The sequence below is a fragment of the Sphingobium cupriresistens genome, assembly GCF_004152865.1.
GTDB lineage: Bacteria > Pseudomonadota > Alphaproteobacteria > Sphingomonadales > Sphingomonadaceae > Sphingobium > Sphingobium cupriresistens.
The window spans coordinates 35,476-47,545 of the sequence record NZ_SEOO01000029.1 but is presented as its reverse complement, the minus strand read 5'-3'; the positions used below and the strand labels follow the sequence as shown (position 1 = coordinate 47,545).

The following is a 12,070-nucleotide window of genomic DNA, read 5'->3' as shown; positions in this document are numbered from 1 at the left end:
CGTTCCCGGCCCAATATCTCCACCGCCGTCCCTCGCTTTGGCTCAGGACGTCCATAACGACGTCCTTATGGACGTCTCTTACGCGCTCACATCACAGCAAGGCAGGCGGCCTCAACCGGTCGGTTACCATGCACCTGATGGGGGTCAATCCCCGCCAGCAGCGCGAAATTGCCGGTGATCATCAGCCGCTGGATATGATGGGCATAGGCATGGTCGATCGTCTGTCCGATCGCCTGTGCCATGCAGTGCATGTCCGTCTCGCCGGTCCAGTAGAAGCCGGGCAGGGGCCGTGTGGCGCCCAGCGCGTTGCGCCGCGCATAGTCCGGTCCCTCATGCCAATAGACGCCGCGCACATATTCGCGCCAGCCGATGATCTGGCGGATGAATCCCTCGGCGCAATTGAGCGGCGCCTTGCCCGCCCGATAGCGCGCTTCGACCGCGCGGCACAGCGCCAGCGGATCGAGCAATCCGGCATTGATATAGGGCGACAGGATCGCGTGCCACAGGAACGGCTCATCGGTCAGCATCGCGTCCTGATAGTCGCCAAAATGCGGCAGCGCCTCATCCAGGAAGCGCCGCTGTTGCCGCATCGCGTCCTCATGCGTCACCGCGAAATGGAAATGGTCCAGGCTGCCGATATGATCGGCGAAGCGATCCGCGACGATTCCCAGCACATCGCGCGTGATCGCATCGGGACGAAAGCGGATCGGCTGCGGCATCAGCAGGTCGCGCTGCGGCGGGGGCTTGCGATTGTCCGCGTCATAATTCCATTCGCCGCCTTCGGGCTTCCCTTCCGCCGTCATCAGCAGGCCAGTCTTGCGCCGCATGTCGCGATAGAAATATTCCATCCGCAACCGGGTGCGCGCCGCCGCCCATGTGTCGAACGCGCCATGGGAACAGAGGAAGCGATCATCCTCATGCACCGTGACCGGCAGGCCAAAGCGGAGCGCCCAGCCGTCGAGCATCGCCTGCACCCGCCATTCCCCGGCCTCGGTGACATGGATGGCGACTGGTTTGTGGCGTTCAACGGCCCGTGCGACTTCGCCGGTGAAGCTGCCGCTATTGGCGGTATCGTCTAGCTTTACATAATCAACCGTCCATCCCAACGCCCGCAACCGATCGGCATGATGCCGCATGGCGGACAGGATGAAGGCGATCTTGGCCTTGTGATGGCGGACATAGGTGGTTTCGTCCGCCACCTCCATCATCAGCACGACGCTGCGCGCCTTGTCCGCATCTCGTAGCGCGGCGATGTCGGGGGCGAGCTGGTCGCCCAATATGGGAATAAGAACAGGGCCGTCAGTCATGCCCATGGGAATGACTGACGGCCCCGAAAGTGCCTAGCTGTCCGAAAGGATGTCAGCCGCGACTACGCGGCGGCCCCTTGCGCGGGCCACCGGCGCCGGCACCCTTGAACGGGCGCGGGCTGTGCGGGGCAGAGCCGCCGCGCGAACCGGCGCCCGGACCGCCACGGGGCGGACCGCTGCGGTTGGGCCGTGCGTCGTTGGACGGGCGCAGTTGGCGGCGGTTTTCCCGCGCTTCTTGGCGTGGGGCGCCGTCGACGGGATCGAACATCACGTCCGCGCCTTCGTCACCCGCCTCGCCGGAACGGCGGACGGCCGCCAGGAATTTGGCCGAAATCGCCTTGGGGATTTCGAACATCGTTTCGCTGGTGGTGATGCGGATCGCGCCGATATCGCCGCGCGACACATGGCCACGACGGCAGATCAGCGGCAGGATCCAGCGCGGATCGGCATTCTGGTTCCGGCCGATGTTCATGCGGAACCACTGGGTGTCCTCAAAGCCCGGACGCGGTCCGTCCCGGCGCGCCGGCGCTTCGCTGGCGTCCAGCAGCTCTTCGGGCGCGGGCATGGCGGATCGGGCGCTCTTCACCAGCATCGCGGCGATTTCCTTGGCGCTCTTGGCTTCCAGCAGCTCGGCGCCCAGCGCCCAGTCTGACTCGTCCAGTTCCACCGGGGCCAGCAACTGCGCGCGCAGACGTTCGGCATCCTGCTGGGCGATGGCTTCCTTGCTCGGCGCGGTCGTCCATTCGACCGGGATTTTCGCGCCCTTCAGCATCGATTCGACGCGGCGGCGACGCGGATAGGGCACGATCAGCACGGCGGTCCCCTTCTTGCCCGCGCGGCCGGTGCGGCCCGACCGATGCTGCATCGTCTCGGCGTCGCGCGGCAGCTCGACATGCACCACCAAGGTCAGCGAGGGCAGATCGATGCCGCGTGCGGCGACGTCGGTCGCCACGCACACCCGCGCCCGCTTGTCGCGCAGCGCCTGCAATGCATGGTTGCGTTCATTCTGGCTATGCTCGCCCGACAGCGCCACCACGGCGAAGCCGCGCTCGGTCAGGCTGGCGTGCAGGTGGCGGACATTGTCGCGCGTGGCGCAGAACAGGATCGCCGTCTCCGCCTCATGATAGCGCAGCAGGTTCACCACCGCATTTTCGATGTCGGCGGGGGCCACGGTCATCGCCTGATAGCTGATGTCGCCATGGCCGCGTTCACCGGCGGCCGAGGTGATCTGGAATGCGTCCTTCTGGTAACGGCGGGCCAGCGCCACGATCGGCTTGGGCATGGTCGCCGAAAACAGCAAGGTGCGGCGGCCATCGGGCGTGGCGTCGAGAATGCCTTCCAGATCCTCGCGGAAACCCATGTCGAGCATCTCGTCGGCTTCGTCCAGCACCGCGGTCTTGAGCGCCGACAGGTCGAGCGCGCCGCGCTCCAGATGGTCGCGCAGGCGGCCAGGCGTGCCGACCACGATATGCGCGCCCTGCGCCAGGGCGCGGCGTTCCTTGGCGGCGTCCATACCGCCGACGCATGTGGCGATGCGGGCGCGGGCGCCGGCATAGAGCCATTCCAGCTCGCGGCTGACCTGCAACGCCAGTTCGCGCGTCGGCGCGATCACCAGCGCCAGCGGCCAGGCGGGCGGGGGCAGGCGATCGGCGTCGCCCAGCAATTCGTTCGCCATGGCCAGACCAAAGGCGACGGTCTTGCCCGAACCGGTCTGCGCCGACACGATCAGGTCGCGGCCGACCGCTTCGTCCTGCGTGACTTCGGCCTGAACCGGGGTCAGCGCTTCATAGCCCTTGGTGGTCAGCGCCTGGGCGAGCAGGGGGTGGAGAGTATCAAATGCCATATTCTTGTTTTTCCATCGGATAAAAAGCGACCCGCCTTCTTCCGACGGATACAACAAGACCTGTGCCTTCCATCCGCAATACGGATGTCCGGGGTGCAAGGTCACACACCCCGATTCTAGGTTGGAAACCAACCTCCGTTGGGGAAGCGCCGATTGACGGCTTCCCCAAATAAGAAAGCCTCCTTCCCGCATTCCCGCGGAAGGAGGCTTGCCTTAACAGTATAGCGTAAAAATCAGACCGAGGCGACTTCCGCCACATCGACCTTCACGCCCGGACCCATCGAGGACGACAGGGCGATCTTGCGAACATATTTGCCCTTCGAACCCGACGGCTTGGCCTTGACGATCGCATCGACGAAAGCGTCGAAATTCTTGCGAAGGTCTTCGGCGGTGAAGCTCGACTTGCCCAGGCCCGCATGGATGATGCCGGCCTTTTCGACGCGGAATTCGATCTGGCCACCCTTGGCGGCCTTCACGGCTTCGGCGACGTTGGGCGTCACGGTGCCCAGCTTCGGGTTCGGCATCAGGCCCTTGGGGCCAAGCACCTTACCCAGGCGACCGACCAGGCCCATCATGTCCGGCGTCGCGATGACGCGCTGGAAATCGATGTTGCCGGCCTGGATCGATTCCAGCAGGTCTTCGGCGCCCACGATGTCGGCGCCGGCGTCGAGCGCCTGCTGGGCCTTGTCGTTGCGGGCGAACACGGCGACGCGAACGTCCTTGCCGGTGCCGGCGGGCAGGGTGACGACGCCACGGACCATCTGGTCGGCGTGACGCGGGTCGACGCCCAGGTTGATCGCGATTTCGACCGATTCGTCGAACTTGGCTGTCGCGTGGGTCTTGATCAGGCCCAGCGCTTCATCGACGCCATGCAGCTTTTCACGGTCAACTGCGGTGGCCAGAGCCTTCGCCTTCTTGGTCAGCTTTGCCATGGTCTTAGCCCTCCACCACGTCGAGGCCCATCGCGCGAGCGGAGCCTTCGATGATCTTCGTTGCAGCGTCGATGTCGTTCGCGTTCAGATCGACCATCTTGGCCTGCGCGATTTCAGCGAGCTGGGCGCGCGTGATCTTGCCGGCGACGATCTTGCCCGGTTCCTTGGAACCCGACTTCAGGTTGATCGCCTTCTTGATCAGGTAGGTGGCCGGCGGCTGCTTCGTGGTGAAGGTGAAGCTGCGGTCCGCATAGACGGTGATGATGGTCGGCAGCGGGGTGCCCTTTTCCATCTTGTCCGTCGAGGCGTTGAACGCCTTGCAGAATTCCATGATGTTCACACCGCGCTGACCCAGCGCCGGACCGATCGGCGGCGAGGGGTTGGCGGCTCCAGCGGGCACCTGGAGCTTGATATAGCCCGTAATCTTCTTGGCCATTGTCACTCACTCTGTTGCTGGACGCACCCCGAAAGGCGCGCCCGGTTCAAGTTTAGCGGTTCAACCGGGGGCCGAAGCCTCCTCCCGCACAACATTTCCGGTCGCCCGGAAATTTCTGTTCGCGTCCCTGCCGGAGCAAGGCCGCCAAATTCTTACTTCGACAGTTCGACCTGCTCGAAATCCAGCTCGACCGGGGTGGCGCGACCGAAGATCGACACCGACACCTTGACCCGGTTCTTCTCGAAATCCAGTTCCTCGACCACGCCGTTGAAGCTGGCGAAGGGACCGTCCAGCACCTTGACGCTGTCGCCGATTTCGTAATCGACGCTGACCTTGTGCTTGGGCGCGGCTTCGGCTTCCTTGCGGGCGCCGAAATAGCGGGCGGCTTCGGTTTCGCTGATCGCCTGCGGCTTGCCCATCGAACCCAGGAAGCCCGTCACCTTGGGCGTGTTCTTGACCAGGTGATAGATGTCGTCGTTCATCGCCAGCTTGGCGAGGACATAGCCGGGCATGAACTTGCGTTCGACCTGGACCTTCTTTCCGCGCTTGACCTCGGTCACCGTCTCGACAGGCACTTCCACCTGCTCGACCAGTTGAGAGAGGCCCATGCGCTCGGCTTCGGACAGGATCGATTCCTTGACCTTGTTTTCGAAGCCCGAATAGGCGTGGATGATGTACCAGCGCGCCATGTTACCTCTTCAAACTCCCGCCTAGCGATTTCCCTGGAAATCGCGGCAACCAAAAAACCAGTTCGACTTCCTTGGAAATCGCGAAAAACTCAGGCCCGGCCTGCCGCGACGCCCAGCAACCACTGGACGATCGCGCCGAAAAAAGTGTCGATGCCGAAGAAGAACAGGCCCAGCAGCGTCGTCATGATGACGACCATCACGCCAGTCATCATGGTTTCGCGGCCGGTGGGCCACACGATCTTCTTCGCCTCGGTCTGCACCTGATTGACGAATTCGCCGGGGGAAACCTTCGCCATCGCCTGCCTCTGCACGTCTCGAACCAACACCAATTCGCGAAGCAACAGTCCGCCCTCCCGATCCCGCCCTGTCTGGCGTCCGGGGGTGCGGCCACATGCTCCGCGACCAAATTCGCCGGCCTTTACAGCCACGATTTCTTAACCGGCGGACGTTCCGCCCGCCTCGAAATCGCCAAGCGCACTTAGCCGCGAACCCCTGAATTTTCAAGGTTTCGCGGCCAGTTCGCTTGGCAGGAGTGGAGGGACTCGAACCCACGGCATTCGGTTTTGGAGACCGACGCTCTACCAACTGAGCTACACTCCTGCACTGGCCTAGCCAGCGAAGGAGGGCGCTTTAGCGTGGGGAGGACAGGAGGGCAAGCGCGATTATGCCGCTTTTGCGTCTTGCGGCGCGACGCTGGTGTCGGCGCTGGTCTGGCGTTCGGCTTCCGCGTTGATCTGCGCGCCCAGCAACACGATATAGGCCGATACGAAGAGCCATAATTGCAGCACCACCACCGCGCCCAGCGACCCGTAGGTCTTGTTGTAATTGCCGAAGGTGGACACGTAGAAGGACACGCCGAGCGTCGCGACCAGCCAGAATAGCGTCGCCGACACAGAGCCGACGGTCAGCCACTGCCATTGCGCATGGCGTCGGTTGGGGCCGAAGCGGTAGATCAGTCCGAAGATGACGCTGGCCAGCAAACCCGCGCACACCCATGTCGTCGCCTTGATGGCAAACAGCACGCCCGGTCCCCAATTGGTCAGGAAATCCTGCAACAGGCCGATGATCGTCGCCGTGAACACACCCGCCACCACGACCAGCACGGCGGAAAAGGTGATCCCCATCGACGTGCGATAGAAGCGGAAGATGTTGCGCCCTTCCTTCTGCCCGTAGACGATGTTGAGCGCCTCCATGATCGCCGACGCCGCCCGCGTCGCGCCATAGACGGCGATCGCCAGCGCCAGCAACAGCCCGAACCCGATGGCGGGTTTTCGGGTACTAACGACGCCCAGCAACTGGTCGTTGATCAGCCCGGCGGCATCGGCCGGCACCACGGTGATGATGGCTTGCATATGCCGACTGACGATCGCGGGATCGCCGACCAGGCCGTATGTGAGCACCACCGCCGCCAGCAGGGGCGCGATCGACAGAAAAGCGTAATAGGCGACGCCCGCCGCCAGCAGACCGATATGGTTGGCCGACAACGCGGTATAAACGCGCTTCAATATTTCCCACCACGCCCGCGGCGGTATCTTCCACGGCGCATCCACATGCACCTGCTGCGCCACTCTCTGCGTCATCCGTGTCCCCTGCTGGTCTTGAAAGGCAAGCGCGTGAGGGGGAGGGTGGTTCCCTCAACTGGGCTAAAGGAAAAAGCCGCCCTTCATGATCCGCCGCGCGCGGCCCTGGACAGGCAGGCGGTCGAACGGCGTGTTGCCCGCCGCCGCCGCCATCTTGGCCGAATCGACGATCCACGGCGCATCGGGATCGACGAAGATCAGGTCCGCCGCGCTTCCGGCCGCAAAGCCGCCCGCATCGACGCCCAAAATCGTCGCCGGATTGGCCGACAGCAATGTCATCAGCCGGTTGATCGTCACCTGCCCGTCGCGCACCAGGTTGAGCGACAGCGCCAGCAGCGTCTCCGCCCCCGCCATGCCGGGCGAGGCGTCGGCGAAGGGCAGGCGCTTGTCCTCCGGCCCGCGCGGGTCGTGGCTGGATGTGATGACGTCCACCGTCCCGTCGGCCACCGCTGCAAGGCAGGCCTGCCGGTCGCTCTCATCCCGCAGCGGCGGGGAAAGTCGCGCAAAGGTCCGGAAATCTGTCACCGCCTGGTCGTTGAGATAGAGATAGGCCGGGCTGATGCCGCAGGTGACCTTCAGCCCCTCCGCCTTGGCGGCGCGGATGCAATCGAAACCCGCCTTGGTCGTCACCAGCCGGAAATGGATCGCTGCGCCCGCTTCGCGCGCCAGCATGATGTCGCGCGCGATTCCCATCGCTTCGGCGCAGGCTGGCGCGTGGGGCAGGCCCAGCCGCGTCGCCGTCTCGCCGCTGGTCGCCACCGCCTTTGCCGTCAGCCCGCCATCTTCGGCATGGGCGATGACGGTCAGTCCCAGGCCGCTGGCGTAGGAGAGCACGCGCAGCATCACGCCTGAATCGGCGATCCACTGGCGGCCCGTGCCGACCGCCTTCGCGCCCGCCATCTGCATCAGGCCCATTTCGGCCATTTCGGCGCCCTGCAACCCGCGCGTCGCCGCCGCGATCGGATGGACCCAAAAATCGGGCTTGCCCGCCCGCGTCGCTTCGCGGATGAGGCCCACCTCGTCCAGCGGCGCGCGCTGGTCTGGCATCAGCGCCGCGCGCGTGATCCCGCCGAAATGAAAGGCCGGCTTGTCGGTGGCGAACACGCCCAGATCGATCAGGCCCGGCGCGACCACCAGCCCCTGCGCATCGACCCGCTGCGCGTCGTCCGGCACCGCGACATCGCCCGCCGCGACGATCCGGTCGCCCTCGATCAACACGACGCCCGGCGTCAGGGCGTCACCCGCGGGATCGGCCAGCTTGCCGTTGATGATGGCGATCTTAGTCATGGGCTATGCTCCCAATCCGTTCGCCCTGAACCTGTCGACGGGCCATTCTTTCCTTTGACCGTTGCGCGCATGAGAAGAGCAGGGCTTCAACAGGTTCAGCCTGAACGGATGCTGGAAACAGGCTCATGCCCATCCCTCCACACCGCGCGCCCTGCGGGTCAGCACGTCTAGGCACGCCATGCGCACCGCCACGCCCATCGCAACCTGTTCGGTGATCGCCGACCGATCGGGATCGTCGGCCACCGAACTGCTGATCTCCACGCCCCGGTTCATCGGCCCTGGATGCATCACCAGCGCGTCGGATTTGGCCAGCGCCAGCCGCTCCGGCGTCAGCCCGTACAGCGCATGATATTCGCGCGGAGAGGGGATGAACGCCCCGTCCATCCGCTCATTCTGCAACCGCAACATCATCACCACGTCGGCCCCGTCCAGCCCCTCGTCCATCCGCGTAAAGGGCGTCGCCCCCAGCAACTCCACCTCCGGCGGCAACAGCGTCGGCGGCGCCACCGCCCGCACCTGCGCGCCCAGCGCTGCCAGGCACAGCATGTTCGACCGCGCCACCCGGCTATGCAGCACATCGCCGCAGATCGCGACCACCAGCCCCTCGAACCCGCCCTTGCGCCGCCGGATCGTCAGCGCGTCGAGCAGCGCTTGCGTGGGATGCTGGTGCCATCCATCGCCGGCGTTCAGCACCGGACAATCCACCTTGTCCGCAATCAACCGCACCGCGCCCGAATTCGCATGGCGGATCACGATCACATCGGCCGCCATGGCGTTCAGCGTCATCGCCGTGTCGATCAGCGTCTCGCCCTTCTTCACGCTCGACGTGGCCGCCGCCATGTTGACGACATCCGCGCCCAGCCGCTTTCCCGCAATTTCGAACGACAACAATGTGCGCGTGCTATTCTCGAAAAAGGCGTTGATCTGCGTCATCCCCGCCAGCCGTCCGTCATGCTTGCGCGCCTGGCCCTTGTTCGTCTGCGCCCAATGCTCCGCCTCATCCAGCAGGAAGCGGATTTCCCAGGGTTTCAGGTCCGCGATCGACAGAAGATGCTTGTGCGGAAACAACGCCCGGCCTGTCAGGTCGGGGGTGGCGTCGGGTATGAAGATGTCGGGCATGAACCGGTGCTTTAGGGAAGCAGGCCGGGGAGGGCAAGGCGTCGATGGCGCGCTTATGCCCGGCCGCGCCATTTCCCGATGAGCGTCCCGTCCCGCAACACCGCGCGCGCTGCATTATGCCCCGGCGCGCCGGTCACGCCGCCGCCCGGATGCGTCCCCGCGCCGCACATATACAGCCCCTTCACCGGCCCGCGATACGCCCCATGACCCAGCACCGGCCGCGCCGCCCACATCTGGTCCAGCGTCAGATTGCCATGCATGATGTCGCCGCCGACCAGCCCGAATTTGCGCTCCAGGTCGAGTGGCGAATGGATCTGTCGCGCGATCACGCTCCTGGCGAAGCCTGGCGCGGCCGCCTCCACCGTCGCGATAATAGCATCCGCCGCCGCCTCCCGCTCGTCGTCCCACGAACGCCCATCCGGCAGTTCCGGCGCGAATTGCTGGCAGAACAGGCTCGCCACATGGCACCCCTCCGGCGCGAGTGTATCGTCGATCGTGGACGGGATCAGCATCTCCACGATCGGCGCCTTCGACCAGCCGTAGCGCTTGGCGTCCATGAAGGCGCGGTCCATATAGTCCAGCGTCGGCGCGATGATGATCCCCGACTGGTGATGCTCCCCCACGCCTGGCAGGCAGATGAAGTCGGGCAGGGCGTCCAGCGCCACATTCATGCGGAACGTCCCCGATCCCGCCTTGAACGCCTTGATCCGCTTCGTAAAATCGGCCGGCAGGTCGCTTGGCCGGATCATCCGCTCATAGAGCAGTTTCGGCCCGACATTGGCGATCACCGCGCCGCCGATCACCTCTTCGCCGCTCTCCAGCCGCACACCGACCGCGCGCGCGCCATCCACCAGCACCATCTCGACCGGCGCCTCCAGGCTGATCTCCACGCCCATGGCGGTCACGACCTTGGCCATGATCTGCGTGATCGCGCCCATGCCGCCGACCGCATGACCCCAGGCGCCCTTCTTGCCGTTCACCTCGCCGAACACATGGTGCAACAGGACATAGGCGCTGCCCGGCGTATCGGGGCTGGCGTAATTGCCGACCACCGCATCGAAGCCGAACGCCGCCTTCACCGCGTCGCTCTCGAACCAGCCGTCGAGGAAGCTGCGCGCCGACTTGATGAACAGGTCCAGCACATCGCGCTGCTGTTCCAGCCCCAACCCCGCGACCCGCCGACCCTGCTTCAGCGCCTCGACGATCATGGTCAGCCCATCACCGACATTGGGCGGGCTTTTCAGCACCAGGTCGCGCAGCACATCGGCCACCACCTCCAGCGCGTCATAATAAGCGGGCAGGGCGACCGCATCCGGCGCGCTGAACTTGGCGAACTCCGCCTGCGTCCGCTCCAGCCCACCGCCCAGCTTCAAATAACCGCCATCGGGCTGGGGCAGGAAATTGCTGATCGGCCGCTCGATCACGCGATAGCCGTGATCCGCCAGTTGCATGTCGCGGATGACCTTGGGATTGAGCAGGCTGACCGTATAGCTGGCGGTGGAATTGCGGAAGCCGGGATGAAATTCCTCCGTCACCGCCGCCCCGCCCACGACAGCGCGCCGCTCCAATATGCGGACCTTATAGCCCGCCCGCGCCAGATAGAAGGCGCAGACCAGCCCATTATGCCCGCCCCCGATAATGACGGCGTCGTAGGATTTCGTCATGCCTTGCTCCACCCCATCCCCGGTGCGCGGTGCAGCCGCGCCTGCGGGATCACATCGCGCACCCGCCCGCAAAAATGCCGCAACGCCACTTCCCGCTCGCTCAATGGCCCGACGGTGAAGCTGGCCGACGCCATCCCAGCCTGCACCCGCGCGACCAGGTCCGTATCCTCGGCATTGACCTGCCGGTTGATCCGCCAGTTGAGATAGCGCGCCGCGTTCATATCGCGCCGATCATCGGGCAGCGCATAGCTGATCTCCCGGATCAGCGTCTGCGTCGGCGACACCGGCAGCCAGGCCATGAAATCCACCTGGTCGGGATAGATGTCGAACGCGAAATTGGGCCATAGCTTATAATAGGTCCACAGCCTTTGCCGTCCGGGCGCCAGATGCGGCACATGGGGCAGGAAATGCTGATAGGCGCGCTCGGTCAGGTTGGCCGACGGCCGGTCCACTATCGGCCCCCACATCTTGTCGACATGGCGCGACGCTTCCACGCCATAGCCATCGCCCATCAGCCGCTTGAGGCCCGGATGCGCGACCGCAATATGCAGCCCGTCCGAATAATTGTCGCCGATATTCTTCCAGTTCACCGATCGCGGCCGCAACGTCACCCGCCCCAGCGCCCGCATATCCTCGAACCGATAGGCGGCGATCTCCTCCATATAAGGCGCCATCATCTGCGCCACCGACGGCCCGCCATCATTCGCCAGCCGCACGAACAGGAAGCCCTGCCAGCACTCCACATCGACCGCCGCCAGCCCATGGTCCGCCATCGCGAACCCCGCGCCATAGCTGGCCTTCATCGGCACGCCGGTCAGCCGCCCGTCCGTCTCATAGGTCCAGCCATGATAGGGGCAGACCAACTTCTTCGCGCATCCGCTGGAGCCGTCCACGATCCGCGCCCCGCGATGGCGGCAGACATTGGTGAAGGCGCGCACGGCCCCATCGTCGCCGCGGATCACGATCACGCTCTCGTCGATCATATCGAGCGTGTGGAAATCGCCGGGGGTGGGAATGTCGCTCCGGTGGCAGACGATCTGCCAGGCCGGGCGGAAGATCCGCTCCACCTCGACCGCGAAAAATTCAGGATCGCTATAGGTCCATGCGGGCAGGCTCCACCCGGCATCCGGGTCCACTATCCTGTCGATCTGCCCCGCCACCTTATCAGGATTCCCTAGCGTCAATTCACAATTTTACGATTGTATAATGTAAC

The 12,070-nt window shown here is 64.8% G+C and carries 10 protein-coding genes, 1 tRNA gene and 1 pseudogene; all 12 read right to left on the bottom strand.

Going from position 1 to position 12,070, the window contains the following annotated elements; genetic code table 11:
* Positions 1-128: 128 nt before the first annotated feature.
* Positions 129-1,307: pseudogene (locus EWH12_RS16135) on the bottom strand (cryptochrome/photolyase family protein); the annotation flags it as partial.
* Between the two features lie 52 nt (positions 1,308-1,359).
* Positions 1,360-3,150 (bottom strand): DEAD/DEAH box helicase, encoded by a 1,791-nt coding sequence (locus tag EWH12_RS16130; protein ID WP_129927215.1) that lies wholly within the window; start codon positions 3,148-3,150, stop codon positions 1,360-1,362.
* 233 nt (positions 3,151-3,383) lie between these two features.
* On the bottom strand, positions 3,384-4,082 hold the full coding sequence (gene rplA / locus EWH12_RS16125) for a 50S ribosomal protein L1 (RefSeq protein ID WP_066604003.1): 699 nt from the start codon (positions 4,080-4,082) through the stop codon (positions 3,384-3,386).
* Positions 4,083-4,086: 4 nt separating this feature from the next.
* Positions 4,087-4,518, bottom strand: a complete 432-nt coding sequence (rplK, locus tag EWH12_RS16120; protein ID WP_066603999.1) for a 50S ribosomal protein L11 — start codon at positions 4,516-4,518, stop codon at positions 4,087-4,089.
* A gap of 152 nt (positions 4,519-4,670) precedes the next feature.
* Complete coding sequence (nusG, locus tag EWH12_RS16115) at positions 4,671-5,207, bottom strand: transcription termination/antitermination protein NusG (RefSeq protein WP_066603996.1); 537 nt, start codon at positions 5,205-5,207, stop codon at positions 4,671-4,673.
* Positions 5,208-5,296: 89 nt separating this feature from the next.
* The gene (gene secE, locus EWH12_RS16110) at positions 5,297-5,503 is read right to left on the bottom strand and encodes a preprotein translocase subunit SecE (protein ID WP_066603991.1); all 207 of its coding nucleotides are present in this window, start codon (positions 5,501-5,503) and stop codon (positions 5,297-5,299) included.
* A gap of 228 nt (positions 5,504-5,731) precedes the next feature.
* A tRNA-Trp gene (locus tag EWH12_RS16105) sits at positions 5,732-5,807 on the bottom strand.
* Positions 5,808-5,869: 62 nt separating this feature from the next.
* Positions 5,870-6,787 (bottom strand): YihY/virulence factor BrkB family protein, encoded by a 918-nt coding sequence (locus EWH12_RS16100; protein WP_066603988.1) that lies wholly within the window; start codon positions 6,785-6,787, stop codon positions 5,870-5,872.
* Between the two features lie 63 nt (positions 6,788-6,850).
* On the bottom strand, positions 6,851-8,074 hold the full coding sequence (locus EWH12_RS16095; RefSeq protein ID WP_129927214.1) for a dihydroorotase: 1,224 nt from the start codon (positions 8,072-8,074) through the stop codon (positions 6,851-6,853).
* Positions 8,075-8,197: 123 nt separating this feature from the next.
* Complete coding sequence (locus EWH12_RS16090) at positions 8,198-9,193, bottom strand: aspartate carbamoyltransferase catalytic subunit (RefSeq protein ID WP_129927213.1); 996 nt, start codon at positions 9,191-9,193, stop codon at positions 8,198-8,200.
* 53 nt (positions 9,194-9,246) lie between these two features.
* Positions 9,247-10,857: a phytoene desaturase family protein gene (locus EWH12_RS16085; protein ID WP_129927212.1), complete on the bottom strand. Its 1,611-nt coding sequence runs from the start codon at positions 10,855-10,857 to the stop codon at positions 9,247-9,249.
* The gene (locus tag EWH12_RS16080; protein WP_242496093.1) at positions 10,854-12,017 is read right to left on the bottom strand and encodes an aromatic ring-hydroxylating oxygenase subunit alpha; all 1,164 of its coding nucleotides are present in this window, start codon (positions 12,015-12,017) and stop codon (positions 10,854-10,856) included. The genes EWH12_RS16085 and EWH12_RS16080 overlap by 4 nt, the downstream gene beginning before the upstream one ends.
* Between the last annotated feature and the right edge of the window lie 53 nt (positions 12,018-12,070).

Excerpts from the sequence above, each read along its gene's own strand:
- rplA (WP_066604003.1), bottom strand. The coding sequence starts at position 4,082 with ATGGCAAAGCTGACCAAGAAGGCGAAGGCTCTGGCCACCGCAGTTGAC.
- EWH12_RS16085 (WP_129927212.1), bottom strand. The coding sequence starts at position 10,857 with ATGACGAAATCCTACGACGCCGTCATTATCGGGGGCGGGCATAATGGG.
- EWH12_RS16090 (WP_129927213.1), bottom strand. The coding sequence starts at position 9,193 with ATGCCCGACATCTTCATACCCGACGCCACCCCCGACCTGACAGGCCGG.
- EWH12_RS16100 (WP_066603988.1), bottom strand. The coding sequence starts at position 6,787 with ATGACGCAGAGAGTGGCGCAGCAGGTGCATGTGGATGCGCCGTGGAAG.
- nusG (WP_066603996.1), bottom strand. The coding sequence starts at position 5,207 with ATGGCGCGCTGGTACATCATCCACGCCTATTCGGGCTTCGAAAACAAG.
- secE (WP_066603991.1), bottom strand. The coding sequence starts at position 5,503 with ATGGCGAAGGTTTCCCCCGGCGAATTCGTCAATCAGGTGCAGACCGAG.
- EWH12_RS16130 (WP_129927215.1), bottom strand. The coding sequence starts at position 3,150 with ATGGCATTTGATACTCTCCACCCCCTGCTCGCCCAGGCGCTGACCACC.
- EWH12_RS16095 (WP_129927214.1), bottom strand. The coding sequence starts at position 8,074 with ATGACTAAGATCGCCATCATCAACGGCAAGCTGGCCGATCCCGCGGGT.
- rplK (WP_066603999.1), bottom strand. The coding sequence starts at position 4,518 with ATGGCCAAGAAGATTACGGGCTATATCAAGCTCCAGGTGCCCGCTGGA.